At 70.6% G+C, this 26,884-nt stretch carries 20 protein-coding genes and 2 pseudogenes; 14 read left to right on the forward strand and 8 right to left on the reverse strand.

All coding sequences use genetic code 11. The features are described from left to right. Window positions 1-5: 5 nt before the first annotated feature. Window positions 6-863 (reverse strand): hypothetical protein, encoded by an 858-nt coding sequence (locus ACGF4F_RS03890; protein WP_357436246.1) that lies wholly within the window; start codon window positions 861-863, stop codon window positions 6-8. A gap of 142 nt (window positions 864-1,005) precedes the next feature. Here ACGF4F_RS03890 and ACGF4F_RS03895 point away from each other — a divergent pair. The 5 genes and pseudogenes from ACGF4F_RS03895 to ACGF4F_RS03915 all read left to right on the forward strand — a co-directional run. Then, window positions 1,006-1,782, forward strand: a pseudogene (locus ACGF4F_RS03895) (ThuA domain-containing protein); the annotation flags it as partial. 199 nt (window positions 1,783-1,981) lie between these two features. Beyond that, window positions 1,982-2,332, forward strand: a complete 351-nt coding sequence (locus tag ACGF4F_RS03900; protein WP_393074591.1) for a YciI family protein — start codon at window positions 1,982-1,984, stop codon at window positions 2,330-2,332. 23 nt (window positions 2,333-2,355) lie between these two features. Beyond that, window positions 2,356-3,609: an RNA polymerase sigma factor gene (locus ACGF4F_RS03905; protein WP_393074791.1), complete on the forward strand. Its 1,254-nt coding sequence runs from the start codon at window positions 2,356-2,358 to the stop codon at window positions 3,607-3,609. A gap of 4 nt (window positions 3,610-3,613) precedes the next feature. Then, on the forward strand, window positions 3,614-4,747 hold the full coding sequence (locus tag ACGF4F_RS03910) for a P1 family peptidase (protein WP_357436250.1): 1,134 nt from the start codon (window positions 3,614-3,616) through the stop codon (window positions 4,745-4,747). Between the two features lie 117 nt (window positions 4,748-4,864). After that, window positions 4,865-5,617 (forward strand): alpha/beta hydrolase, encoded by a 753-nt coding sequence (locus ACGF4F_RS03915; RefSeq protein ID WP_393074594.1) that lies wholly within the window; start codon window positions 4,865-4,867, stop codon window positions 5,615-5,617. 79 nt (window positions 5,618-5,696) lie between these two features. Here ACGF4F_RS03915 and ACGF4F_RS03920 read toward each other — a convergent pair whose 3' ends face one another. Continuing rightward, the gene (locus tag ACGF4F_RS03920; protein ID WP_357436254.1) at window positions 5,697-6,245 is read right to left on the reverse strand and encodes an alpha/beta hydrolase; all 549 of its coding nucleotides are present in this window, start codon (window positions 6,243-6,245) and stop codon (window positions 5,697-5,699) included. Window positions 6,246-6,500: 255 nt separating this feature from the next. Here ACGF4F_RS03920 and ACGF4F_RS03925 point away from each other — a divergent pair, with 255 nt between their 5' ends. Continuing rightward, window positions 6,501-7,904 (forward strand): N-acetylmuramoyl-L-alanine amidase, encoded by a 1,404-nt coding sequence (locus ACGF4F_RS03925; RefSeq protein WP_357436255.1) that lies wholly within the window; start codon window positions 6,501-6,503, stop codon window positions 7,902-7,904. 79 nt (window positions 7,905-7,983) lie between these two features. Here ACGF4F_RS03925 and rho read toward each other — a convergent pair. Both rho and ACGF4F_RS03935 read right to left on the reverse strand, forming a co-directional pair. Next, window positions 7,984-9,168: pseudogene (rho, locus tag ACGF4F_RS03930) on the reverse strand (transcription termination factor Rho); the annotation flags it as partial. Between the two features lie 670 nt (window positions 9,169-9,838). Then, entirely contained in the window at window positions 9,839-10,543 is a 705-nt protein-coding gene (locus tag ACGF4F_RS03935) for an SH3 domain-containing protein (protein ID WP_357436257.1), read from the reverse strand. A gap of 109 nt (window positions 10,544-10,652) precedes the next feature. On the opposite strand from ACGF4F_RS03935, the gene ACGF4F_RS03940 reads away from it, so the two are divergent. The 3 genes from ACGF4F_RS03940 (at window position 10,653) to ACGF4F_RS03950 (ending at window position 15,236) form a co-directional block, all read left to right on the forward strand. Beyond that, window positions 10,653-11,381 (forward strand): NBR1-Ig-like domain-containing protein, encoded by a 729-nt coding sequence (locus ACGF4F_RS03940; RefSeq protein WP_357436492.1) that lies wholly within the window; start codon window positions 10,653-10,655, stop codon window positions 11,379-11,381. 383 nt (window positions 11,382-11,764) lie between these two features. Beyond that, a complete protein-coding gene (locus tag ACGF4F_RS03945) occupies window positions 11,765-13,150 on the forward strand; it encodes an FAD-dependent oxidoreductase (RefSeq protein WP_393074599.1) in 1,386 nt (461 codons plus the stop codon). Window positions 13,151-13,376: 226 nt separating this feature from the next. Further along, complete coding sequence (locus ACGF4F_RS03950) at window positions 13,377-15,236, forward strand: potassium transporter Kup (protein ID WP_357436260.1); 1,860 nt, start codon at window positions 13,377-13,379, stop codon at window positions 15,234-15,236. A 122-nt stretch (window positions 15,237-15,358) separates the two neighbouring features. Here the strand turns inward: ACGF4F_RS03950 and ACGF4F_RS03955 are convergent, their stop codons facing one another. Next, on the reverse strand, window positions 15,359-16,447 hold the full coding sequence (locus ACGF4F_RS03955) for a trypsin-like serine peptidase (RefSeq protein WP_393074602.1): 1,089 nt from the start codon (window positions 16,445-16,447) through the stop codon (window positions 15,359-15,361). 455 nt (window positions 16,448-16,902) lie between these two features. On the opposite strand from ACGF4F_RS03955, the gene ACGF4F_RS03960 reads away from it, so the two are divergent. From ACGF4F_RS03960 to ACGF4F_RS03970, 3 genes are all read left to right on the forward strand, one after another. Further along, entirely contained in the window at window positions 16,903-17,241 is a 339-nt protein-coding gene (locus ACGF4F_RS03960) for a hypothetical protein (RefSeq protein WP_393074605.1), read from the forward strand. Further along, complete coding sequence (locus ACGF4F_RS03965) at window positions 17,238-18,878, forward strand: amidase (RefSeq protein ID WP_393074608.1); 1,641 nt, start codon at window positions 17,238-17,240, stop codon at window positions 18,876-18,878. Before ACGF4F_RS03960 ends, ACGF4F_RS03965 begins: the two co-directional genes overlap by 4 nt. 465 nt (window positions 18,879-19,343) lie before the next feature. After that, window positions 19,344-21,827: a M14 metallopeptidase family protein gene (locus tag ACGF4F_RS03970; protein ID WP_357436267.1), complete on the forward strand. Its 2,484-nt coding sequence runs from the start codon at window positions 19,344-19,346 to the stop codon at window positions 21,825-21,827. 70 nt (window positions 21,828-21,897) lie between these two features. On the opposite strand, the gene ACGF4F_RS03975 is transcribed toward ACGF4F_RS03970, so the two are convergent. Both ACGF4F_RS03975 and ACGF4F_RS03980 read right to left on the reverse strand, forming a co-directional pair. Further along, entirely contained in the window at window positions 21,898-22,332 is a 435-nt protein-coding gene (locus ACGF4F_RS03975; protein WP_357436268.1) for a methyltransferase domain-containing protein, read from the reverse strand. Window positions 22,333-22,429: 97 nt separating this feature from the next. Then, the gene (locus ACGF4F_RS03980; RefSeq protein WP_357436270.1) at window positions 22,430-23,302 is read right to left on the reverse strand and encodes an LLM class F420-dependent oxidoreductase; all 873 of its coding nucleotides are present in this window, start codon (window positions 23,300-23,302) and stop codon (window positions 22,430-22,432) included. Between the two features lie 166 nt (window positions 23,303-23,468). Between ACGF4F_RS03980 and ACGF4F_RS03985 the strand changes: the two genes are divergently transcribed. Then, the gene (locus ACGF4F_RS03985) at window positions 23,469-24,845 is read left to right on the forward strand and encodes a transaminase (RefSeq protein WP_393074612.1); all 1,377 of its coding nucleotides are present in this window, start codon (window positions 23,469-23,471) and stop codon (window positions 24,843-24,845) included. A 112-nt stretch (window positions 24,846-24,957) separates the two neighbouring features. Continuing rightward, entirely contained in the window at window positions 24,958-25,320 is a 363-nt protein-coding gene (locus ACGF4F_RS03990; protein WP_357436272.1) for a nuclear transport factor 2 family protein, read from the forward strand. A 51-nt stretch (window positions 25,321-25,371) separates the two neighbouring features. Here the strand turns inward: ACGF4F_RS03990 and ACGF4F_RS03995 are convergent, their stop codons facing one another. After that, entirely contained in the window at window positions 25,372-26,718 is a 1,347-nt protein-coding gene (locus ACGF4F_RS03995; RefSeq protein WP_393074615.1) for an epoxide hydrolase family protein, read from the reverse strand. Window positions 26,719-26,884 lie beyond the last annotated feature (166 nt).

The raw sequence follows: 26,884 nt of genomic DNA on the forward strand, positions 1-26,884 counted from the left end.
CGTGCCTACGCCCGGCTGGCGGTGAGCAGCAGCGGGGTGGTGACCCCGTGCCAAGCGCCCAGGTCGGCGAGGAAGCCGCCCAGCCAGCCGAGCGCATCCAGTGACCACTCGGCGAGCGTCCCGTGAAAGGTCACGCGGTGCAGCGGCGGGCCGTTCCAGAACTCGTCGTCGAACGGGGCCGTCATGGCCAGCGGATCGTGATCGGCCAGGGACTGCGACTCGCACACGAACACGTCCTGGTCCAGCCCGCTCATCCGCTCCCGCATCACCGACGCCGCCGAGAGGATGGACGTCGCCTGGCCGCTGTCCAGCGTGACCCGCACCGGCGTCCTCGACCGCGGGTCACCGCCGCCGAACCATCCGGCGGTGCGGACCGAAGGTATCGGGGCGTACGCCGGGCGCGACCCGGGGTCGAGGCCCTGGACGGGTAACAACACCTGCACCGCCCGCAGCTGCAAGGTGCCGATCCGCGCCACCGCGTCGCCCGCGCAGCGGAGGAACGGCTGCATCGGCAGCGGCCGATCGCCGGGCACCGCCTCGACCCCCACCTGAAACCATGCGGCCAGTGACGCCTCTGAAGCGGCGCGCGGGTGAGCTTGCCCGGCGTCGTTCATGCCCCACAGGCCCGCCGCCCCGACCTGTCGCTCCTCGATGCCCCAGGCGGTCTTTCGAAGCACCCCGCCGATGTCGTCGAGCCAGCCCATCGCGAGCGACCTGTCGTGGAACAGCAGGTACGCATCCGGGTCGGCGTCCGGGTCCCGCCACGGATGCGGCGCCAGCTCGCCGTAGAACGCCGCGAACATGGTGCCCACCGGGGAGCGGGCACCCGGTGCCAGGCCAGGGCGGGCTTCCTCGCTGGTCATCGGTTGCCTCTCAAGCTGGCAGGCACCCCGGCCTGCCTCACTCCCACAAGGGTGATCTCCCCAGCGTAACGGCGCGCGGAGCCGCGCGGCGCATACTGACGACGTCCCGGCCCGGCACCCCGTACGGCCCCTGGAGAGCGAGATGAGACACCTCCGACCGGCCCTCGGCGCGGCCACCGCTGTCCTCGCCACCCTCGCCTGCACCACCCCGGTCACCCCGACAGCGGCCACCGACGCACCCTACGACGTGCTGGTGTTCACCAAGACCGCCGGCTTCCGGCACGACTCCATCCCGGCCGGCATCCAGGCCATCCGCGACCTCGGCGCGGCCAACAACTTCACCGTCACCGCCACCGAGGACGCCGCGCAGTTCACCGCCGACAACCTCGCCAGATACGAGGCGGTGGTCTTCCTCAACACCACCGGCGACGTGCTCGACCCCACCCGGCAGGCCGCCTTCGAGTCGTACATCGGCGCCGGCGGCGGCTTCGTCGGGGTGCACTCCGCCGCCGACACCGAGTACGACTGGCCGTTCTACGGCAACCTCGTCGGCGCCTGGTTCGCCTCCCACCCCGCCGTCCAACCGGCCACCATCACCGTCGAGGACCGGACGCACCCCGCCACCGCCCACCTGCCGACGGCCTGGCTCCGCACCGACGAGTGGTACGACTACCGCACCAACGCCCGCACCACGGCGCACGTGCTCGCCAGCCTCGACGAGTCGTCGTACTCCGGCGGCTCGATGGGCGGGGACCACCCACACGCCTGGTGCAAGTCGTACGCCGGCGGCCGCGCCTTCTACACCGGCGGCGGGCACACCCAGGACTCCTACGGTGAGGCGGCGTTCCGGGCCCACCTGCTCGGCGGCATCCGCTACGCGGCCGGCCGGACGAAGGCCGACTGCCGCCCCGAGACCGGCTGAGCGCCGCTGGTGAACCGGGACGGACGGGATGCTGGCGTGCCTGACCGGGCAGCCAGCTCGGTGACTTCGCCCAAGGAAGCGGAGCGCCACCGCGAGAAAATTCCTACCGGGTGTGTCCATCAGGCCATGTCCCGTCCGTGGTTATGGCGTACGGCGGCCCGCCGTACCCGACAACGGGATAGCGAGGAGTTTGGACATGAAGTACATGCTGCTGATCAACGCCGGCGCGGTCGACGGGGACGGGCAGGCCGCCGGCTGTGATTTCCAGGACTGGATCGCCTTTGACAAGCAGGTGCGGGACGCGGGGATCTTCGTCTCCGGGGAGTCGCTGGCGGACCTGGTCACCGCCACGGCGGTGCGGGTCGGGCAGGACGGCCGGCAGATCGTGACCGACGGCCCGTTCGCCGAGAGCCGAGAGGTGCTTGGCGGCTTCTACGTCATCGACGTACCGGACCTTGACGTCGCTCTCGACTGGGCCGCCCGCTGCCCGGGCGCGCGCGGGGGCGGATCCGTCGTGGTGCGGCCGGTCGCCGAGTTCGGGGTCTGAGGGTGGCGCCTGCTGACTCCGGGATGGCGGGCGAGGCGTCGCCGGCGTCGGTGGCGGCGGTGTTCCGCGAGGAACACGGCCGGCTGCTGGCGGCGCTCGTCCGCCGGTTCGGCGACCTCGACCTGGCCGAGGAGGCGGCCGCCGAGGCGGTCGAGGCGGCGCTGGCGCACTGGCCGGTTGACGGCGTCCCGCCGAAGCCGGGGGCCTGGTTGATGACCACGGCACGGCGCAGGGCCGTCGATCGGCTGCGGCGCGATCGCGCGTACGCGGCACGGCTCGCGCTGCTGCAGGTGGACGCGGACCGGGCCGATCCCGCCCCACCCGCGGACGCCGGCGGCGAGCTACCGGACGAGCGGCTGCAGCTGTTCTTCACCTGCGCCCACCCGGCCCTTCCCGCCGAGGACCGGGTGGCGTTGACCCTGCGCTGTCTGGCCGGGCTGAGTACGCCCGAGGTGGCGCGGGCCTTCCTCGTGCCGATCGAGACGATGGCGAAGCGGATCACCCGGGCGAAGAAGAAGATCCGCGAGGCCCGTATCCCGTTCCGGGTGCCGGCCGTGGACGAGCTGCCCGCGCGGATGCCGGTGGTGCTCCAGGCCATCTATTCGATCTTCACTGAGGGGTACGCGGCGAGCTCCGGCCCGAGCCTGCAGCGGCTGGGCCTGGCCGAGGAAGCCATCCGGCTGGCGCGGATCCTGCGCCGGCTGCTGCCCGGCGAGCGGGAGGCCGCCGGGCTGCTCGGGCTGATGCTGCTGGTCCATGCGCGGCGGGCGTCGCGCAGCGGCCCGGACGGCGCGCTGGTGCTGCTGGAGGAGCAGGACCGCGGCCGGTGGGACCGCGCGATGATCGAGGAGGGTCGCGGGCTGGTCGAGGTGGCGCTGACCGGCGGGCCGCCCGGGCCGTACGGGGTGCAGGCCGCGATCGCCGCGCTGCACGACGAGGCGGTCGACTTCGCCAGCACGGACTGGCCGCAGATCGTCGCGCTGTACGAGGTGCTGCACGCGTTGACGCCGTCACCGGTCGTCGCGCTGAACCGGGCCGTCGCGGTGGCCATGCGGGATGGCCCGCAGGCCGGACTGGCGCTGCTCGATGCGCTGGTCGGCGAGCCCCAGCTGCGCAGCTACCATCCCTATCCGGCCGCCCGTGCGGAGCTGCTGCACCGGCTGGGACGCGACGCCGAGGCCGCCGCGGCGTACGCCGAGGCGCTCGCGCTGGCCGGCACCGAACCCGAACGCGCCCTCCTCCGGCGCAAGCTCGACGCGGTCGGGCTGAGAGACTGACCGCGTGGAGCAGCAGGCCGGGCAGCGGAGGGCGGGAGCGCGAGCCGGGGCGATCGGGTTCCCCCGTCAGGGCACGAGCGGGCCGTTCGGCGCCATCACCGACGTGCCCGGCGTCGAGGTGGGGATGCGGACCCTCATCTCCGGTGACGGGCCGCTGCGGGTCGGGCACGGACCCGTACGCACCGGCGTGACCGCCATCCTGCCCCGCGGGCGCTCCGGCGTCCGGGACGGGTGCGCCGCCGGCGTGCACGTCCTCAACGGCAACGGAGAGATGACCGGCACCGCGTGGATCGCCGAGAGCGGCATCCTGGCCACGCCCGTCATCCTGACCAACACGCATGCGGTCGGCGCCGGCCACCGGGGCGCGATCGACTGGATGCTGCGCGAGCGTCCCGACACCGACGCCTGGCTGCTGCCCGTGGTCGCCGAGACCTTCGACGGTCGCCTCAACGACATCAACGGCGACCACGTCAGGCCGGCGACCGTCGTCGCGGCACTCGATGCCGCCACCGGCGGCCCCGTACCGGAGGGATCGGTCGGCGGCGGCACCGGAATGACGTGCTACGACTTCAAGGGCGGCACCGGCACCGCCTCACGGATCGTCCGCTTCGCCGGCGTCACGTACACCGTCGGCGTGCTCGTGCAGGCGAACTTCGGCGCACGTCCCGAGCTGACGCTCGCCGGCGTGCCCGTCGGGCGGCTGCTCGGCGGCGAGGTGCCCATGCCGGGCGGCGCCCCGCCGCCGGGAGCGGGCTCCGTGATCGTCGTCGTCGCCACCGACGCGCCGCTGCTGCCCGGTCAGTGCACCGCCCTCGCCCGGCGGGTCCCGCTGGGCCTGGCCCGTACCGGCACCAGCGGCTCGCACTTCTCCGGGGATCTGTTCCTGGCCTTCTCCACCGCGAACCCCGGCGCGCTCGTCAGCCGCTACCCCGGCCCGTCGACGGAACGGCTCGAGCAGCTCGCCTTCGTCCCGTGGGGACACCTGGATCCGTTCTACGAGGCGGGTGTCCAGGCGGTCGAGGAAGCCGTCGTCAACGCCCTCGTCGCGGGCACCGACATGACCGGCCGCGACGGGCATTTCGTACCCGGGCTCCCACACCGGCGAGTGGCGGAACTGCTGCGCACCGCCGCCCGCTGACCGGCCCCAGGTCCCGCGACTGACCGCAGTGGGGAACTGCCAGGCCGAGGTGCTCCTGGCCGGCCGCTCGCCCAATGGGGACAGCGTCCACCGGCCCCTATGTGCCAGACTCTGATCATGGAAGAGGTGCCCGGTTACCTTCGCCCCTTCGTGCTGAGCCCGGCCGATTGTCGACACGAGCGCGAGTCGAACCTCGACTGGTACCTACCGGAGAGCGGCGAGCCGCAGCCCGCCGTGATCCTCGTCCATGGCGGCCCGCTCCCGCCCGAGCTTCATGCGACACCGCGCGACTGGCCCGTCTATCGCGGCTACGGCAACCTGCTCGCCTCGCTCGGCCTGGTCGCGGTCACCGTGGAGCACCGGATGCGGGTGGTTGCCACCGCGCAGGGCCCGGCCACTGATTGCGCTACCGCTGTCCTCGACGTCGCCTCGGCCGTGGAGCGGATACGTGCCGACCCGCGCGTCGACCCCGAACGCATCGCCCTCTGGTTCTTCTCCGGCGGGGGTCTGCTGAGCACGGACTGGCTCCGCGAGCGGCCCGCGTGGTTGCGGACCGTCGCGCTGACGTACCCGGTCCTCGCGCCGATGCCGGGCTGGGGCGTCGACCCGCGATTCGAGCCGTCCGCCGCGATCACCGAGCCGGGTACGCCCGTACCGCCGCTGCTGCTCACCCGGGTCGGCCTGGAGGCGGACGCGGTGGCCGGGACGGTCGCGGTGTTCCTCAAGGCGGCGGCCGACACCGGCGTGCCGGTGGAGGTGATCGACGTACCGAACGGGCACCACGCGTTCGACATGCTGGACCACACCGACGAGTCTCGGCGGGCGGTCGAGCAGGCGGCCAACTGGGTCTCGGCGAGACTGACCCGGTGAGTGCTCCTGCCGGCCCGGTCCAGGACGGACCGACCGGCGGGGCAGCCGCTGTCGGTTGAGCGCGGGAGCGATGCCGCGGCTACCGCCGCTCGTCGGGCCAGAGAACCCGGTCGAGGAAGCCCTCCACCGCCGTGGCCAGCTCGCCCAGCACCGCTGCCGACCGCGCAAGTGGTCCCGGTACGCGCAGCCCGTGATCCGCACCGTCTGCTTCGAACACGTGCGGGGACAGTTCGCGGGCGAGACCCGGACGCCAACTGCTGTCGGCCGTGCCGCCGATCAGCAGGCAGGGTGCGCTGGCCCGGCGAAGGCCCTCGACGACCTCCGGGCGGTGCAGCAACGGCGTGATCCAGATCGCGGGCAGTCCTTGGTCGGCGGCGAGACCGGCGGCAACGGTGCCCAGCGAGCTGGCGATGATCAACGGTCTCGGTAGTCCACGCAGCGCCGCTGCTATCTGTTCGGCCGCCCATGGTCCCCGCGCCTCCGGCGCGGTCGGCACCTCGCCGCGCCACGACACGTGCTGCAGCTGCGCACCACGAAGCCGCGCCGCATCGGCCGCGAACAGCTGGTGGGGCAGGTGCCAGCAGCCACCGCTGCCCGGGATGACCAACACCGCGCGCTGTGCCGGCACGACATCCTCCCGCCTGTTGAACCGTTGGCCACAAGCCGTCCTGGCAGGCCGTGGAACGCCTCGCCAACGGCAACCTACCCGTCGGGCGGCCGGTGGGTTGTCCCTCGCGTCGAGGTACAACCGGGCCTGATGGAAGTTTTCGCCGGGATGATCGACATGATCGCAAGAACTATACATCGACGACCGTCACAGTGTACGGTGCGGCCACCCGGCTTTCCCGGCCGGAAACGTCCGGTCATCCGGAAAGGAGCTACTGTGCGCCTTCGGTTCCCGCTGCGCCGACCGAATCGCCTGGTCGGCACCATGCTGATCCTGACCCTCGGTCTGTCCGCCCCGCCCGTCCTGGCCGCCGGGCCCGCCTTCGCCGCACCGGGCGGCGCCGCGGCCAGCCCGCTGAGCGCCGCCTTCGCCACCGCCGCCGCCCGCTACGACGTGCCACGGGATCTGCTCGTCGCGCTCGGCTACGCCGAGACCCGGCTGGACGGGCATGGCGGCACCCCGAGCGCGTCGGGTGGCTACGGCCCGATGCACCTCACCACCAACCCGTCCGTGCACACCCTCGACGAAGCAGCCACGCTGACGGGACTCGAACGCGCGGCACTGCGCACCGACCCGGCCGCGAACATCACCGGCGCCGCCGCCGTGCTGCGGTCGTACGCCGACCGCGCCGGCCTGACCGCCGCCGACCGCAAGGACATCGGCCGGTGGTACGGCTCCGTCGCCCGGTACGGCGGCGCGACCGACCCGGCAGTCGCCCGGCTCTACGCGGACACCGTCTACGACCTGCTCGCCGCCGGATTCACGCCCACCAGGGAGGGCACGGTGACGGTCACCGGCCGGCGGGTCGTGCCGCAGCGGGGCGAACTGGCCCGGGTGCCGGCCCTCGGCACGGGCGGCGTCGGCACCATGAGCACCGACTACGGGCCCGCCGCCTGGGCGCCCGCCTACTCCGGCAACTACACCGTGGCGAACCGCCCCTCCGACTACCGGATCAACTACGTGGTCATCCACGTCACCCAGGGCTCCTACGCCGGGTCGATCAGCTGGTTCCAGAACCCGTCGGCCAAGGTGAGCGCGCACTACACGTTCCGGTCCTCCGACGGGGCCGTCACCCAGTCGGTCCGGGAGAAGGACATCGCCTGGCACGCCGGCAACTGGACCTACAACACCCAGTCCATCGGCATCGAGCACGAGGGTTACGTCGACGACCCCAGCTGGTTCACGGACGCCATGTACCGCGCCTCGGCGGCGCTGACCCGCAACGTGGCGAACAAGTACGGCATCCCGAAGGACCGGGCGCACATCATCGGCCACATCGAGGTGCCCGGCGCGACGCACACCGATCCCGGCCCGAACTGGAACTGGACGTACTACATGCAGCTGGTGAACGGCGTGACCGGCATCGGCACCGGCACGGTGAACACCGGCGGGGGCGGGACCCTCAACGTCCGCTCCGGACCCGGGACCAGCTACGCCATCGTCGGCTCCGTCGCCAACGGCGCGAGTGTCAGCATCTACTGCCAGACCACCGGCACCACCGTGACCGGCACCTACGGCACGAGCAACATCTGGAACCGCATCGGCACCAACCGGTACATCGCCGACGCGTACGTGCTCACCGGGTACAACGGCTTCATCCCCAACGTGCCACGCTGCTAGACCGGCCTGCCCGTCCGTCGCCTCGGCAGCGAAGCGCCGAGGCGACGGCCACGCCCGCCACCACTCGGGCTGCTGAGCTCTAGCCACGAACGACGGTGCCCAGCCGGCCGAGGAAGGCCAGGTTGTCAGGAGTAGCGGCCAGTTGATGAAGCAGTTGGTCGAGGGCCGGCTGGCGATCCAGTTGGGACAGCGCGGACCGCAGGCCGCGCAGCACGTGCCGCTCGCCGTCGCCCAGCAGCAACTCGTCGCGTCGGGTACCGGAGGCGCGGACGTCGACGGCCGGATACGTACGCCGGTCGGCGAGCGTCCGATCCAACCGCAGCTCGGCGTTGCCGGTGCTCTTGAACTCCTCGTAGATGAGCGTGTCGGCGGCGGAGCCGGTCTCCACCAGCGCGGACGCGAGCATGGTCAGCGAGCCGCCTTCTTCGGCCTTGCGGGCAGCGGCGAGCAGCCTTTTCGGCGGGTTGAGCGCGGCGACGTCGACTCCACCCGAGAGCGTACGGCCGGCCGAGCGCACGGAGAGGTTGTAGGCGCGGCCCAGCCGGGTCAGTGAGTCGAGCAGCACGACCACGTCGTGCCCCAGCTCGACCAGGCGCTTCGCCCGCTCGATCGCCAGCTCCGCCACCGTGGTGTGGTCCTGCGGCGGACGGTCGAACGTGGCCGCGATGACCTCGCCCTTCACCGACCGCTGCATGTCGGTGACCTCTTCCGGCCGCTCGTCGACCAGCACCACCATCAGGTGGCACTCCGGGTTGTTGCGGGTGATCGCATTCGCGATCGCCTGCAGCACCATCGTCTTACCGGCCTTCGGCGGCGAGACGATCAACGCCCGCTGACCCTTGCCGATCGGCATCACCAGGTCGATCACCCGGGTCGTCAGGATGTGCGGCTCGGTCTCCAGCCGCAGCCGCTCCTGCGGGTACAGCGAAGTGAGCTTGTAGAACTCCGGCCGGCGCTTCGCCTCGTCCGGCTCCATCCCGTTGATGGTGTCCAGCCGGACCAACGGGGCATGTCGGCCCCGGTGTGGTGCGGTGGCGGCCGCGCCGGTGATCAGGTCCCCGCGACGTAGGCCGTAGCGGCGCAGTTGGGCGGCCGTGACGTACGCGTCGGCGGCGGAGGGCAGGTAGCCGTCGACCCGGAGCAGGGCGTGGTCGTCGACGGTGTCGAGGATGCCGCTTACCGGGACCGGTGAGGTTGACACGGTGTTCATCGGGTGCCTTTCGGTGTGGTGGGTCCGGTCGCCCGCCGGAGACTGGCGGCGACGGGCTGAAACGCCGGGTTCCGGGCGTGCCGGTGCCAAGGACGGCGCGACGGTCCCGGCGGTTGGTGAGGGTGAGCAGCCGGGAGCGGAAATGGATGCTGTGCGAGCGGGGAGCGCACCGGCGGACGCTGGCGGGAGCGGGGCTCCGGCCACACCTGGTCGCCACCTCGCCGGCCCGCGGTCAGCCGCCTGATCCGCGAGATGCGGGCGCTGCCCGCCTGCTTCGCCACTAGCGGGCGTTATGCACAGCGACGAATCGCTGGGGCTCCCGGATCGGCTGCGGCTCAGAAGTTCGGGCCGAGGCGTCCGCGGTGTGGCGGGCGGTGCGCCGGCGGGAAAGTGCGGAGATCAGACTCCGGGTGGCGCTGCGCGCCGGCATCCGGGCCCGTCGGAAGGCTAACCCAGGGCCGCCGGGCTGGGCAAGCAGGTTGCCCAGGTGGACGATCCCTGCAGTGCGGGACGCGCCGACGGGGACACGAGCTCCGTTGGCTGGACGCGGCGTCCGCGCTGGGGCGCGCCGCACCCGTCCGTCGCTGGTCGAGCGCGGGTCGGCTACCGGCCCGGCGCCGCTACCTCGAGGCGTCGGCGAGGCAGAACAGGCCGCCGTTCCCCAGGGATCTGGTGGGACGGCGACGGGACGGGCGGCGGTTCGGCCCGCCGCCCGTCCACCAGGTCAGAAGTTCGGCCAGCTCCAGCCGAGGTAGTTGGCGTAGTAGGGCAGCCGGGCGGAGCCGATCCGCCCGTTCACGCTGGTCGCCACGAAGCTGCCGTCACCACGGGAGATGCCGACGTGCCCGTACGGGGCGCTGATGTTCCAGAAGACCAGGGCGCCGCGGGGCGCGTTCAGGTCGCCCCGGTGGGCGGTGCCGCGAGCCACGGCGTCGTTCCAGTCCGCCATCGCGGAGGCGTAGATGCCGGTCCGGCCGTACGCGTTCTCGGCTGCCATCTCGCAGTAGCCCTCGTACGCGGTCGACCCGAACCGGGCTTCGTACCAGGCGACCGCGTTGTCAGCCCGACTGCTGGTACAACTTGGCGCGACCTGGCCGTTGCTGCCGGTGTAGACGAAGCCGTCGGAGACGTACCCGCCGTTGTCCAGCCGGTCCCAGATGTTCGTGGCGCCCCAGTTGCCGTTGATCCACTCGCCGGTCGTCTGGCAGGTGATGTTTACCGTGGCGCCGTTGGCCACGCTGCCGACGACCGAGTAGCCGGTGCCCGGACCGGAGCGGACGTAGAGGCCGCCGGATGCCTGGACAGTGCCGGTGGCGGCGAGCGCCGGCGCGGCCAGGCCAAGCGTGGTGGCGGTGGTGACGACCAGTGCCAGGACGGTGCGGGCGAGCCAACGGGTGGTACGTCTTCTCGGCCTCTCCAGCAGTGTCATGCCCTTCCCCCAGATCCATTGATTCCTATATAACGGGCCTGTCTGCCGAGGATCGGGGACGGGTCGCCGGTTGGCGAGGTAGGCAACGGTCGGGGAGGGCGTGACGCACATGCGGGCGGCGCAGGCGCGTGAGGTGATCGGGGCGCGGATGCGGGAGCTGCGTGAGTCGGCGGAGACGTCCCTGACCCGGGCTGCGGACCTGTCCGGGTGGGGAAAGGGACACCTGTCCCGGGTGGAGCGAGGGCTGACCAAGCCCAGCCGTGGCCTGGTGGAGTGGTACGACGCGACGTTCGGGGCGGGGCAGGCCCTGCTCGGCCAGTTCCTGGATCTGGAGGCGGCGGTCCGGGTCGGCCGGGAGACGTCGCTGCGGGACGCCCGGCTACGCCAGTTGGGCGGCGTCGCCTGCTTTCCGGCGGTGGCCGGGGGCAGTGTGCCGGTCGACCACGATCCGGCCGACTGCTGCCTGCTCATGGCCGAGGATCCACCGGACGGCACGGTGTTGTCGGTCGGCCAGGCGTTCGACAAGACCTGGACGGTGCGCAACGTCGGCCCGGTGCCCTGGCGCGGGCGGTGGCTGACCCGGCAGGGCGCACCGGGGGTGGCCGGCTGGCTCCAGTCGCCGATCCGGGTGCGACTCGGCGAGGTGGATCCTGGCGCCGAGGCGGTGATCCGGGTTCGGCTGCGCGCACCGCACGTCGAGGCTGCCTGCACGGCATACTTCAAGATCACCGACGCGACGGGACGGCTCTACTATCCCGGTTCCCAGTCGCTGCCGCTGCACTGCACCATCTACGCCGTGCAACCGGACACCCGTCGCGACAGCCGATGGTCACCCTGACGACGACGGTGCTCGACGGCCGGTTCGAGAGGTCCTGCCAATTTGACGGGGTGCTGACCGTTCGTCTCCGCGGGCAGTTGCCTTTACGCCTTTTCGAGGTGCCTGATCGGCCGGGTCGCCCTCTCCTCCTTTCGGTGAGCTGATAGCCGGCAACTACTGACCGGTAGACGACTGAGATGTCGGTCACCACGCCCGCCGCGAGGTCCATCGTTGCGGGCTGAGCAGCGATTTTGTCCGCCGGAAATCGATCGGTCGACAGATCGGAAAAGGTGGGGCTGCTGACGGGAAATTCACTGTCAGCTAGCCGTCCGCCAATTCGCTTTCCCTGCGGCGACGCTGTGCCGCTGACTGTAGACATCCATTTGATTGAAACGGAGTCAACCGTGTCCACCACCAATGAGACCGGGCGGGCGGTCGTCCTCGGCGGCAGCATCGGCGGTCTGCTCACGGCGCGGGTGCTGAGCGAGTCGTACGCGAAGGTGACCGTCTTCGACCGGGACGAGTTGCCGGCGGAGGCCGCCGACCGCAAGGGTGTGCCGCAGAGCGGGCATTCGCACGGCCTGCTCGCCCGGGGCCGGCAGATCCTGGAGGAGCTCTTCCCCGGTCTGACCGTCGACCTGACCGCCCAGGGGGCCGTCGCCATCGACATCCAGCGGGACTGCCTCTGGATCAACGACGGCCACCGGATCCCGCGGGTCGCCTCCGGGCTGCAGGGACTCTGCGTCAGCCGGCGCGCCCTGGAGGCGTACGTCCGGGACCGGGTCCGTGCCCTGCCCAACGTGGAGATCCGGGACAGGTGCGAGGCGTTGGGGCTGCTCGTCGACGCCGACGGCGGCAGCGTCACCGGCGCCCGGATCCTGCCTCGAGGTGGGCGGGAGGAGCGCCACGCAGCCGACCTGGTCGTGGACGCGACCGGCCGCGGCAACCGCGGCCCCACCTGGCTCGCCGAGCTCGGCTACCAGCCGCCCGTCGAGGACCGGGTGGACCCCCACACGGTGTACGTCTCCCGCGACTACCGCCGCACCCCGGGCGAGGCCAACTTCGCCGCCTTCGTCAGCAGCCCGTCGCCGGCCGTCCCGTACGGCGGGGTGGCCATCTCGGCCGAGGGCGACCGGTGGATGGTCACGCTGTTCGGCGTCGGCCCGGACCAGGCCCCGCCGATCGATCCCGAGGGTTACCTCGCCTTCGCCGGGCGGCTGCCCACCCCGGAGCTGCACGCGCTGCTGAGCCGGGCGGAGCCGTTCGGCCCGCCGAAGCGGATGCGGCTGCCCACCAGCGTGCGCCGCCGCTACGAGCGCCTCGCCCGCCTGCCGGAGGGCTTCATCGCGTTCGCCGACGCGATCTGCAGCTTCAACCCCGCGTACGGGCAGGGCATGACGGTGGCCGCGGCGGAGGCGCTGGTGCTGCGCGACTGTCTCCGGCAGGGCCGGCGGGAACTGCCCCGCCGTTTCTTCGCCGGAGCGGCGAAGGTGGTGGACGTGCCGTGGGACATGGCCGTCGGCGCCGACCTGCGCTACCCGGCGGTCGTCGGACCGCGCAGCCGCCGGACCCGCTTCCTCAACGGGTACGTCACCCGGCTGCATGCCGCCGCAGCGCGGCACCCGGTCGTCGGTCGGCGCTTCCTGAGCGTGGCCAACCTGATGACGCCACCGCCGGGGCTCTTCGGGCCGGGCATCGTCGCCCGGGTGTTGTGGTCCGGCCGGCGCACCACGCCTCAGGTGGTCCACCGCGAACCGGCGGCGCAGGTCGAGGAGTTGGTCGCCGGGTGAACTGGCGTCCATCCCACCGAGTTCGGCGGGCGAAAGAAAATCACGTCCGTGCAGTTCCGGTTTCCCTGGTAGGCGGCGGCGTGCGGGTTGGTATGCCTGTGGGGTGTCGGAGCAAGCGAACAACGAGCAGCCTGCGGTAGGTGGCACCGAGCCGACGGAAGACGGTGGAACGGCGTCCCAGACATCGCTGGCGGGCCCGGCGACGGGAAAGGCGGCGGGGGCGACCTTGCTGCTAGGCGCGTTGGGTGTGGTGTACGGCGACATCGGCACCAGCCCGCTGTACGCGCTGAAGACCGTCTTCACGCTGGACCGGGGCCTGGACCCGGGCTCCCGCGACGTGTTCGGCGTGATCTCGCTGGTCTTCTGGTCGATCACCCTGATCGTGTCGATCAAGTATGTGATCTTCATTTTGCGAGCCGACAACCACGGCGAGGGCGGGGTGATGGCCCTGGCCGCCCTCGCCCGACAGGCGCTGCGCAACGCCAACGGAAGGCGCGCCGCCAGCGTGCTGGCGCTCGGGGCGCTCGGCGCCGCCCTGTTCTACGGCGACAGTGTGATCACTCCGGCGATCTCGGTGCTGTCGGCAGTGGAGGGGCTGGAGGTCACGTCCCCGCAGTTGGCGGTGGTCGTGCTGCCGGTGTCGGCGGCGATCCTCACCGTGCTGTTCGCCGGGCAGCGGTGGGGCACCGGACGGGTCGGGAACATCTTCGGGCCGGTCATGCTGCTCTGGTTCGCTTGCCTGGGCGTGGCCGGCGCGGCCGAGGTGTTCCGTCGCCCGAGCATCCTGGGCGGCCTGTCGCCGACGTATGCCGCTCTGTTCGTCGTCGATCACCCGATGATCGCGTTCGTCGCGATGGGCGCGGTGGTGCTGGCGATCACCGGCGCCGAGGCGCTCTACGCCGACATGGGCCACTTCGGGCGCGCCCCGATCCGCCGGGTTTGGTTCGCCATCGTGTTTCCCGCGCTGACCCTCAACTATCTGGGTCAGGGCGCGCTGATCTTACGAGCACCGGACAGCCGGGCCAATCCGTTCTTCCTCCTGATGCCGGAATGGGCGCGGCTGCCGATGGTCGTCCTGGCCACCGTGGCCACCGTGATCGCGTCCCAGGCGGTGATCTCCGGGGCCTTCTCGGTGTCCCGGGAGGCCATGCGGCTGGGGTTCCTGCCGCACCTGCGCATCCGGCAGACGTCCCAGCGCGAGTACGGACAGATCTACCTGCCCGGAGTGAACTGGAGCCTGTTCGCGGCGGTCCTGGTGGTGGTGTTCGCGTTCGGCTCCTCGACGAAACTCGCCGCGGCCTACGGAGTGGCGGTCACCGGCACCTTCCTGATCACCACGACCCTGGTCCTGGTCGTCGCGCGGGCGCTGTGGCGCTGGTCCGCTCGGCGGGTGGTGCTGTTCGGGGTCGTCTTCGGCAGCATCGAGCTGATCTTCTTCACCGCGAACCTGGCCAAGGTCAGCCACGGTGGCTGGCTGACGCTGCTCATCGCGGTAGCCCTGTTCACGATCCTGGTGACCTGGCGGCGCGGAGCCGCGCTGGTCACCCCGCGACGGACCGAACGGGAAGGACCACTGCCGGACTTCATCGACACCCTGCACGCCGCGGACATCCCGCGGGTGCCGGGCACCGCGGTCTTCCCCCACCCGAACAAGGACACCACCCCGCTGGCACTGCGCGCGAACGTCGCGCACAACCATGTCCGGCACGAGCGAATTGTGCTCATTACCGGCCGTACCGCGAACGTCCCGCACATTCCATGGGATCAGCGGCTGACCCTCGATGACCTCGGCGACCCGAACGACGGCATCATCCACATCACCGCCGTGTTCGGCTTCCAGGATCCCACCGACTTCCCCGAGGTCCTGCGCCGCGCCGCCACCCACCCCCTCGCCAGCGGGATAGACCTCGACGACGTCTCCTACTTCGTCTCGAGGATCACCTTGCGGTGCACTCCACATCCCGGGCTGGCCATCTGGCGGAAACGCCTGTTCATCGGCCTCGCCCACAACGCCGCCAGTCAGGCCGAGTTCCTCCACCTCCCGGAGGAGAAGACCATCGTCCTCAGCGCCGAAGTCCCCGTCTGAACCTGTGTCGATCAGGAGTCTGAGCCTGTGTGTCGATCAGGCGGCGCGGTGCGCCAGGATCCGAGCGACCTGGATGACGGATGGCGCCGGGTCCGAGGCGGACCCGGCGCCATTCGGTCGCACTAGCTGGAGATGTTCCGGACCGTGTTGTACAGGTCGGCCACCTGGTTGCCGTAGTACGGCGAGAACATGTACTGCGGCAGGGTGTTGTACTTGAAGTCGTTGTGCCCGTTGAGGTAACCCCAGTTGCCATCGAACGACATCAGCCAGCCCCCGCCGGATGAACCACCCGTCATGTAGTTCACCATGTAGATGGTGCCGCCGCCTCCGTCGTAGGTCGGGCCGTTCTCCGCGGTGAGCACCTCACCGTTGAACGGGGACGCGGCCGGGTAGCCGAAGGCGTAGTCGTACTGGCCGATCGGGTAGTTCCAGGCGATTCCCTGTCCGCCGAGGTAGTCGGTGATCCGCCAGCCGTTGCTGCGAGCCATCACCGCCGACCCGACGTCGTTGGCGAAGTCACCGTTGTTGTTGAACCAGGCCGTGGTCGTCCACAACTGGGTGGCGTACCAGTAGCCGTAGGGGGCCGATCCGTTGTTGTAGTTCGGGACGAAGGTCCAGTTGGTCGCCCACGCCCGGTTGCCGGTGAGGCAGTGACCGGCGGTCCACACCTCGGACTTGCCCTCGGTGTTCACGATGGTCGCCGAGCAGACGTAGTTGCCGCCGTTGAGGGTGAAGTAGACCTTGCCGGACGTGCGGGCCACCGGGTGACCGACCGGGTAGTTGGGGTAGTAGGCCTGCGTCGACATGCCGGGCGAGGTGACGGTGGATCCGCTGGCCTTCGGTTCGACGGCGGGCGAGGCCGGGGCCACGCTGCCGGACGGCCCCTGCGGGCGGGTGGTGCTGGTCGCCCGGTTCCCGGCGCTGTCGCGCGCGGCGAGCGCCGCCTTCACCGCGGGAATCTCGGTGTCCGGCTTGGCCGCCTTCATTCGGGTCGGGGTCCAGTACGCTGCCAGGGCCCGCTGCCGGGCGTCGGGGCCGTTGCCCGTGGCGGTACGGGCCACCTCCGGGCTGAGCTGTGCGTAGCTTCCGATGACGGCGCTATTCGACGTGCTGAGGGTGGCCGGGGCGGCGCCCGCGGTCCCCGCCGTGACCAGCGTAGCCGCGGTCGCCACCGCGAGAGCTGCCAGGCCGCGGAGCAGTCTTGTGGACATGTTCCCTACCTTTCGGATAGCGGGTCGGGAGCCCAAAGTACTGCCACAGAAGCATTGACGGTCATCACTTGAATATCAAGTAGGCAGATGAAGGAAAATGTAACGAATGTGGCGACGTCTTTCCTCTGGCATTGACCCATCTAGATGTGCGGGGCGTCGTGCCGCGTTCGTTGTAGCTCGCGGGAGAGCCGCGGCCGGGAATTGCGCGCAGATGGGTGCCGCCGGCTCGGGGTACGCCGGCGGCGGTGGTGGTCGTGGCATGGATGCGGCCAGCGCTCGGCGCGGCCAGAGCATCTCGACGTCGTGCCCTTGACTGCCCGGGCAACTCGTCACCCCCGGGGCTCGTCGCCGTGGCGGCCTTCGTCCACGTCGGACGGGCAGACTCAAGAGTCCCTCAATTTCCATGCCTGAGGTGCCTCCAGGCAGTGTGGCCAGCCTAGGTTCGGCTCACTTCGATGGAACACGGCGACGTGCATCACCAGAGGAGCACCATGGCCCCTACTCCGCCCACCGATGCTGAGCTGAACACCCTGATCCGAGCTCGGCTGGCCACGCTCGGTATCGATCTCGATCAACTTCCGCCCGGAAGCGCCGCCGACCCGGAGACCGGCTCGCCGGGCCGGGATTCGGTGCTCGCCTCGCTGCGCTCGTTTCTGCGCGGCACCGTGGCGACGCTGGCCGCGTACCAGTTGCCCGCCCCCGACGCCACGGATCCCGAGGTCGGGAGGGCGCTGTCGCAGCAACATGTGCCGATTCTGTACCCCTCGAACAGCACAGAATGGCGGAAGGCATGACTGCCGAACCACTCGACCGTTCGATCGACCGCCGGGTGTTCCTGGCCCGCGCCGCCGCCCTGGCCATCGCCTCCGCGGCAGGCGCCACCGTCGCCTCGCCGTCGTTGGCGCTGGCGGCCGGCCCGCTGTCCGTGGACCCCGCGGCGGCGACCAGGAACCGGGCCCTGGACCAGCCCAACGCCTACACCCGGCCCCGGCCGGAGGCGGTCGCCGATCCGACCGAGCTGACCATCGCCGAGGCGGCCTGGCTCATCCGCGCCAACAAGCTGACCCCCGAACAGCTGGTCGAGGCGTACCTGGCGCGCATCTCCACGTACGACGGCACCTACCAGGCGTTCAACCTGGTGCTCGCCGAAGCGGCCACCGCGGCGGCACGCGCTGCCGTCCGCGCGCCACGACTCGGCGCGCTCCATGGCATCCCCCTGGCCATCAAGGACAACTACTACACCGAAGGCGTCCTGACGACCGCGAACTCCTTCCTGTTCAAGGACTTCGTGCCGCCGTACGACGCGACGGCGGTGGCCCGGCTCAAGGCGGGCGGCGCGATCGTTCTCGGTAAGACGCAGATGGGTCCGCTGGCCACCACCCGTGCCACCACCCCCGCCGGCGTGATCACCACGGTGAACGCCTGGACGCCGACCAACCGCAGCACCGACCCCGGCGGATCATCCACCGGCACCGCCACTGCGGTGGCCGGCCGGATGGCCACCTCCGGCATCGGCACCCAGACCGGTGGCTCGATCACCGCACCCTCCAACGCCCAGAACCTGACCGGACTCAAGCCGACCATGGGCCGCGTCTCGGCGACCGGCGTCATCCCGCTCAGCTACACCCGGGACCATCCGGGCCCGCTGGCGCGCGATGCCAAGGACGCCGCCATCATGCTGACCGCGATGGCGGGCGAGGACCCGGCGGACCCGCGCAGCCAGGGACTGCCCGACGTGCCCGATCTCATCGACGCGGCCACCCCGGTCTACCAGAGGAACCGGGTCAGGTTGCGGTGGAACACCAGGATCGGTGTGCTGCCCGGCTTCACCAACGGCACCTCGGCCACCGCGGCGGCCCGCCAGGCGTACCTGGCCCAGCTCGCCGAGATACCCGGGGCGACGCTGGTGGACGTGTCCCTGCCGGACGGGTGGAGCCAACTGACCGGCAGTACCTTCAACAACATTCGGCTGCCGGAGCGCAGCGAGCCGTTCATGCCGTACCTGCGGGCAGACCTGCGCGGTTTCGGCGTGTCGGTGACCAGTTGGCTGCAGGGAGCGTTGCTGGGTGGCAACGAGTTCCTCACCGGTCAGCGGGCCAAACTGCTGCTGATGGAACGGGTGCTCAACGACCTGTTCGACGTGTGCGACGTGGTGGTGCAGACCGACCCGGTGCCCTTCGACATCCTGGGTCTGCCGGAGATCGCCTTCCCGATCGGGTTCAGCGCCGCGGGCGTACCGATCGGCACCATCCTCGGTGGACTGCCGTACGCCGAGGACCGGCTGTTGTCGGTGGTGGCCGCCTACCAGGCGACGACGGACTGGCATCTGCGGCGGCCCGCCGACCCGCCCGCGGCGGCCAGGATGCGCGCTGAAGCTCCTGCGGAGGCGCTTCGGCTGACGGCTGAGCAGGTCGCCGAGCTCACCCAGTAGCCCAGACGGAGGGCGGGAGAGTGTTCCCGCCCTCCGTCATTTTCGACGGGTCGCGGGGCGAATATGTGTGCGGTCGTTGTGGAAACCTCGACCGCAATTCTGCCATGCCATTGAAACGTCTGCCTTCGTTCAATACCTCACCCGCCGACGAGCCGGACCGCGGACGCGAGGCCAATCACCCCGGACCAGGCTGTCCGGGGTCGGGTTCGGCAACATCAGCAAGGCTCAAGATTTGCTCAATTGCCGCCGAGAGCGTTCCTGAAAATGATCGAAGCCTGTTGAATCGATCTCATCCGATCTGGCGCGGCCGCCCCTGTCGGTCCCTTTTCCGTCGTGCAATGTGCTGTGAAGGGGTGTCAGGTGAAACGAAGACTGTCTCGGACTGCGGTGCCACTCGCCTGCGTACTGACGTTGATCGGTACGCCGGTGCTGACGTCGGGAACCGTCGCCACCGCAGGAGACCGGGTGCCGAAGCCGGAGTCCGTGATCGGCTGGGTGCCCTGTGCGGACTACAAGCTGGCCACGTACGAGCAGATCGCCGACTACTACCGTGCGCTGGACAAGGCCAGCGACAGGATGAAGCTGGTCGAGATCGGCAAGACCAGCGAGGGCCGGCCGCAGCTGATGGCCATCGTCTCCTCGGAGAAGAACCTCAAGGACAAGGACCTCGAGCGCTACCGGAAGACCTCGGTACGGCTGTCCCAGGGCGACGCGCTCTCCGCACCGGAGGCGCGTGACCTGGCGAAGAACGGCAAGGCCATCGCCTGGGTCGACTTCGGCATCCACTCCACCGAGGTGGCCGGTCACCAGACCGCCCCGCAGTTCGCCTACGACCTGGTGACCAGCGAGACGCCCGAGGCGCGCGCGATCCGCGACAACGTCATCACCCTGCTGGTGCCGAACGTCAACCCGGACGGCGGGACCAAGGTCGCCGAGTGGTACCGCCAGAACCTCGGCGGTCCCTACCAGGACGCCGGCTATCCGGAGCTCTACCAGAAGTACGCCGGGCACGACAACAACCGTGACTGGTACATGTTCAACCTGCAGGAGACCCAGAACGTCGGGCGTCAACTGTTCCACGAGTGGATCCCGCAGGTCATGCACAACGTGCACCAGACGGCGGTCTTCCCGGCGCGGATCAGCATCCCGCCGTACGAGGACCCGCTGAACCCGAACATCCACCCCCAGGTGGTCCGCGGCGTCAACCTCGTCGGCGACGCGATGGGGCAGCGGTTGGAACGGGAGGACAAGGGCGGCGCGCTGGCGCGCCAGTCGTACGACATCTGGTGGAACGGCGGCGCGCGGACCGCGCCGTACTACCACAACCAGATCGGCATCCTGACCGAGACGGCGCACGCCTCGGCGACGCCCCGGGTGTACGACCCCGCGACGTTCCCGAAGACCTTCGCGGACGGCACCTCGACCAGCGAGCCGTCGGTGTTCTACCCCAGCCCCTGGAAGGGCGGTGAGTGGCACCTCTCGCAGAGCTGCGACTACATCAAGACTGCCTCGTGGGCGATGCTGCGCGTGGCCAGCGACGACCGGGAGTCCCTGCTCTACGGGGCGTCGCAGATGGCCCGGGACGGCGCGCGTGACGGCGCCCGCACGACCTACGTGATCCCGGCCGACCAGGCCGACTTCCCGACCGCCACGAAGCTGGTGGACAAGCTGCGGTGGAACAACATCCGGGTCGAGCAGGCGGTGAGCTCGTTCACCGTGGGCAACCGCACCTACCCGGCCGGCAGCTACCTTGTCCGGGAGGCCCAGCCCTACCGGGCGGCGGTCCTGGACCTGCTCAACGCGCAGAAGTACCCGGACCGTCGGCTCTACCCCGGCGGCCCGCTGGAGCCGCCGTACGACATCACCGGTTACACCCTGTCGTTCCAGATGGGCGTCACCGTCGACAAGCTCGACCAGCCGGTCCCGGCCACCACCCGCCAGGTCGACTGGCCGGCCGTGCCGGCCGGGGTGGTGGCGGGCGCACCGAAGTACGCGTACGCCCTCGACCCCCGCGTCAACGACAGCTCGGTCGCGGTCAACTCGCTGCTCGCGGCGGGGGAGAAGGTCTCCCGCAGCGGCGGCGAGGTGGCCACCCGAACCGGCACCCTGCCGGCCGGGACCTTCCTGGTCACGCCCGCGGCAGGCACGGACGAGCGGGTGACGTCGCTCGCCACCCGGCTCGGGCTCAGCATCGCGGCGGTGGATGTGAAACCGGCGAAGGTGACCGCTCTCGCCGCACCACGGATCGGCCTGTACGACGGGTTCAACAACTACGACGAGGGTTGGACCCGGCTGATCCTCGACCAGTTCGGCTTCCGCTACGAGAAGCTGACGAACGCGGCGGTTCGGGCCGGCGACCTGCGGGCGAAGTTCGACACGATCGTGCTGCCCGACGCCACGTACAACTCGATGCGCAACGGCCGGGCGGCGGGATCGCTGCCGCCGGAGTACACCGGCGGGATGACCGACGCGGGCGTGGCCAAGCTCAAGGCGTTCGTCGAGGCGGGCGGCACGCTGGTGACCCTGAACAAGGCGGCCCAGCTGCCGATCAAGGCGTTCGGGGTGCCGGTCAAGGACGTCACCGAAGGGGTGGCCGACACCCGGTACAACATCCCGGGATCGGTGTTGAACCTCAACGTCGACTCGACCGACCCGGTCGGCGCCGGGTTCGCCTCGACCGCCTCGGCGTTCGTCGCCAACGGCCCCGCGTTCGAGGTCGAGCAGGGAGCCACCGGCGTCACGGTGGCCGCCAGCTGGCCGAAGACGAACCTGCTGAAGAGCGGTTTCCTCCTCGGTGACGACGTCATCGGCGGGAAGGGGGCCGTGGTCACGGCCAAGGTGGGCGACGGGCAGGTGGTGATGATCGGGTTCAAGCCGCAGCACCGCGCCCAGTCGCACGGCACCTACCGCCTGCTGTTCAACGCGATGTACCTCGGGGGTCAGGGCTGACCTGACCTCGATCCTGGTGGCCGGGCGCGCTGACGCGCCCGGCCACCACCGGCACCGCCGGCAGGAGCTCTCACGACCGCGGGATGGGTAGCTCACGAAGCGGGTCGCCGCCGTCGACGAAGAGGCGGGCGTCGGCCCTGGTAGCCAGGGCGATCCGCGACAACACCCGCTGACCCGCCTGGGGATGCCGCCCGTCGAGGGCGCCGACGCGGACGGCGAACACGATGTCGAACGGTTCTTCGCCGTCCTGCAGGACGAAATCCTCGGCCGCGACCTGGCGGACACTCATCCGGCCGGACGCGATCTCGGGCGCCGCGCCGGCCTCCGCCTGTGCGACGGCGCGGGCGGATCGGTCGACGGCCAGGATGTGGCCGGTGGTGAGCCGGGCTGCCACGGCTCGTGCGGCGGCCCCGGGCCCGCATCCGATCTCCAGGACGCGGGAGTGCGGCTGGAGGGGAAGGGCGTTCACGATCGAGGCGAGGCGGGGCGACAGCGATGCCGGCACCTCCGGAAGGATAGTTGACGATCGGCCCGGACGCCGGGGGCCCACGCGAGGGGATGGGTCGTCAGCGTTGGTTCGCCGCTGATCGGCCAGGGGTGGCTCAGGGGAGTTCGGCCAGCAGCGTCGCGACCTGCTGCTCGGCCAACTGCTGCGCGAACTCGACCGGGTGGCGGTCGGGCATCGTCTGCACCTCCGTCACGCCGAGCGCGGCGTACTCGGCCACCTCGGCCACGAACGCGTCGACATCGGCCAGGGGCGGCCGCATGACCAGCACGGTCTTCTCGATGCTGTCGTAGTCCCGGCCCTCCACGGCGCAGTGTTGCCGCAGGACGTCGAGCTTGTGCGCGACCTGGGCGGCGCTCTCGCCGAACAGGTTGCAGGCGTCGGCGTAGCGGGCCACGAGCCGCAGGGTCTTCTTCTCGCCGCCCCCACCGATCATGATCGGTGGGTGGGGCCGGCTGATCGGCGCCGGCACGCACAGCGTCTCGGCCAGCTGATAGTGCTTGCCGTCGAACGGGCCGTTGTCGGCGCTCCACATCTGCCGGCAGATCTGCAACGTCTCCTCGAGCCGTTCGAAGCGCTCGCCGACCGGGACGACCGGTACGCCAAGACCGCGCTGCTCGCGTTCGTACCAGGACGCACCGATGCCGAGCTGGGCGCGTCCGCCGGAGAGCACGTCCAGAGTGGTGACGATCTTGGCGAGCAGGCCCGGGTGGCGGTACATCACCCCGGTGACGAGGACGCCGAGTGTCATCCGTTCCGTCTTCGCGGCCACGTAGCCCAGGGTTGTGTAGGCCTCGACCATCGGCTCGTCGGCCGCCGTCGTGAACTCCATCTGGAAGTAGTGGTCCATGACCGTGAATGTCGAGACGCCGGCCTGCTCCGCGATCCTCGCGGTCTCCGCCAGGGCCGGGGCGATCTCCGCCGGGTCGGCGGGCGTGGAGAAGTTCCAGTAGTGCAGGCCAAGCCTCATGCCTCATCCCTCCAGTTCCTGGCGGCTCCTCCCATCATGCCGGGTGGAGGGCCGGTCCTCCGCTCATCCCGCGGACGGAAGGGGCCGTTGGGCTGGCCGGCGTGAGAAGCGGGAATCGGTCGCGCAGCTACTGGTTCGATGAGCACTTCGTTGGTACTATCGCCCGATGCCGACGGATTTCGTAGCTGACGGGATTGACCGCGCGCGTCTCAACCGGCTCCTTGAGCGGGAACGGGCCGAGTTCGTCGACCGGCACCCCCGGTCGGCCGCCGCGTACGCCCGGGCCGAGCACCTGTTCGGCAGGGTGCCGATGACGTGGATGAACAAGAACGCCGCCGGCTTCCCGGTGTACGTGGACCGGGCCCGCGGGGCCCGACTCACCGACATCGACGGACACGACTACGTCGACTTCTGCCTCGGCGACACCGGCGCGATGGCCGGACACTCCCCGGCCCCGGTCGTCGCCGCGGTCACCCGTCGACTGGCCGAGCTAGGCGGAGCGAGCACCATGCTGCCCACCGAGGAGGCGGCGACGGTCGGGGCGGAGCTGAGCCGACGCTTCGGGCTGCCTGCCTGGAGCTTCACCCTGACCGCCACCGACGCCAACCGGTGGGCGATCCGGCTGCTGCGCGCCGTCACCGGCCGACCCCGCATCCTGGTCAACAGCTACTGCTACCACGGTTCCGTGGACGAATCGCTGATCGTGGTCGGGCCGGACGGGCGCCCGCGCAGCCGCGAGGGCAACGTCGGCGCCCCCTGCGACGTGACCATGACCAGCCGAGTCGCCGAATTCAACGACCTCGACGGCCTGGCCCGCGAACTCGCCCACGGCGACGTCGCCGCGGTGCTGATGGAGCCGGCGCTGACCAACATCGGCATCGTGCTGCCCGAGCCCGGTTACCTCGACGGGGTCCGCGCACTCACCCGGCAGCACGGCACCCACCTCATCAACGACGAGACGCACACCTTCTCCGCCGGGCCGGGCGGCGCGACGGCGGCCTGGGGGCTGACGCCGGACGTGGTCACGATCGGCAAGGCCATCGGTGGCGGCGTCCCGGTCGGCGCGTACGGCCTGTCCGCCGAGCTGGCCGCCGCGTTGACCGGCCGGGCGGACCTCGACCTGGTGGACATGGGCGGCGTCGGGGGCACCCTCGCCGGCAACCCGGTGTCGATCGCGGCCACCCGAGCCACCCTGCAGGAGGTACTCACCGACGACGCTTTCGCCGGCATGATCGACATGGCGACCGTCTTCGCCGAGGGCATCCGCAAGATCATCGAGGGGTACGCGCTGCCCTGGTCGGTGAGCCAACTCGGCGCGCGGGTGGAGTACCGCTTCGCCGCGCCGGCTCCCCGCACCGGCACCGAGTCAGCGGCGTGCGCCGACGCCGACCTGGAGGACTACCTGCACGTCTACCTGAGCAACCGGGGTGTCCTGCTGACCCCGTTCCACAACATGGCGCTGATGTGCCCGCAGACCACCGTCGAGGACGTCGCCCGGCACCACGAGGTTTTCGCCGACGCGCTCGCCGAGTTGCTGGCCTGACCGCTCGCCGCAGGGCCGGTCCGGCCGTGACGGCCGCGGACGGCGACAGCCTCGTGCGTGGTTTGGGCGGACCTCGCCACCTGACGTCGGTCAGCTGGCAAGCTGGGTACTTGTGGATCGGAAGCAGGTGACGGGCTGGCTCGCGGCCTACGAGCAGGCGTGGCGCACGCCGGGGACCGAGCTGCTCGCCACGCTCTTCACCGAAGCGGCGAGCTACCTGCAGGGGCCTTACCGGGCACCGCTCATCGGCCTGCCGGCGATAGCCCGGATGTGGGAGGTCGAGCGCGACGGCCCCGCCGAGGTGTTCCACCTGACCAGCGAGATCGTCGCGGTCGAGGGCGACACCGCGGTCGCCCGAGTGGAGGTCCGGTACGGCGACCCGGTCGAGCAGGAGTACCGCGACCTGTGGATCATGCGGTTCGCCGAGGACGGGCGCTGCCGATCGTTCGAGGAGTGGCCCTTCCAGCCGGCGTAGCCGACCGTCTCCGGTCCGGTGGACGCTGATGTCGCCGGTCGGCTCACCCGGTCATCGCAGCGACCGGAAGGCCGCTCGAAGCTCCTCCGCGAACAGCTGGGGCTGCTCCCATGCCGCGAAGTGACCGCCCCGGTCGACCTCGTTGAAGTAGTTGAGCTGCCGGTATGCCTGCTCCACCCAACTCCTCGGCGCACGGTAGATCTCGCCTGGAAACACGGTCACCCCCACGGGGAGCGAGATCTCCGCTGTCTGCTGTGACGCGGCGCTGAAGTAGTCGTACTTGTTCTCCCAGTAGAGCCGCGCGGAAGAGACGGCGGTGTTCGTCAGCCAGTAGAGCGAGATGTCGTCGAGGACATCGTCCCGGGTGAGGTCGCCCGCGGGTTTCCCTTCGAGCACCCGCTGGAACGCCCCGGCCGGCTGGCCATAACCGTCACCGTGGTCAAGAAGCCAGGCTGCCAGGCCGACGGGCGAATCCGTGATTCCGTAGCCCACGGTCTGTGGTCGGGTTTGCATCATGACCCCGTAGGCGGCGTTCTTCAGGAAGAAGCCGCTCAGCGTCTCGAAGGCCCGCTTCTCGTCAGCGGACAGCCCGGCCGGGGCCGGATCGCCACTCATGATTACCTTCGCCAGGTCGCCCGGCACCGTCGCCGGCATGTTCACATGGATGCCCAGAAGCCCTGGCGGCGCCTGGCGCGCCATCGCATGCGCGACAAGTGCTCCCCAGTCGCCGCCCTGGTGCACATAGCGTTCGTATCCCAGGCGCCCCATCAGCTCGGCCCAGGCGCGCGCGATTCGGTCGGGATCCCAGCCCGTATCCTGCGGTTTTTCCGAGAAGCCGTGTCCGGGCATCGAGGGTATGACGACGTCGAAGGCGTCCTCCGCCCGGCCACCATGAGCCGGCGGGTCGGTGAGCGGACCGATGGCCTTCAGGAACTCCAGGATCGAGCCGGGCCAGCCATGGGTGATGATCAGCGGAAGGGCGTTCGGATGGGGAGAGCGGACGTGGATGAAGTGGATGTCGAGGCCGTCGATGTTCGTCATGCACTGCGGCAGGGCGTTGAGCCTCGTCTCCACCTTGCGCCAGTCGTGGTCCGCCGCCCAGTACCGGGCGAGCTTCTGAAGGTGGCTCAGCTGCACGCCCTGTGATTGATCCGGAACCGTCTCCGGATCGGGCCACCGGGTCGTCGCCAGGCGTCGGCGAAGATCGACGAGATCCCCCGCTGGGACGTCAACGCGGAACGCGCGTACTTCTGTCGCCATCGTTGCTGTCGCCATCGGAATCCTCTTTCCGCCGACTACCTGGCGCGGTCCGGGCGGACGCCGACCTGCCTGCGACCGGAGGCGGTCGAGCGTGGCCACAACACGCAAGCCGGCCAATGCGCCGGCTGGCCAGAGCATGGGAATCTCCTTGGCGCCGACCGAGGCGCCAAGGTTCAGCCTAAGTTCCGGGCTGGGACGTGCGAGCCGGAACGCCAACTTGACGGCCGGCGCTCTCGCCGTGACGACGGGCTGCCGGTCGCGGTAGGCCGGGCTGGCACCCGACCGTACCGCCGAGCCGGTACCG

The sequence above is a fragment of the Micromonospora sp. NPDC047740 genome, from assembly GCF_043204735.1.
Lineage (GTDB): Bacteria > Actinomycetota > Actinomycetes > Mycobacteriales > Micromonosporaceae > Micromonospora.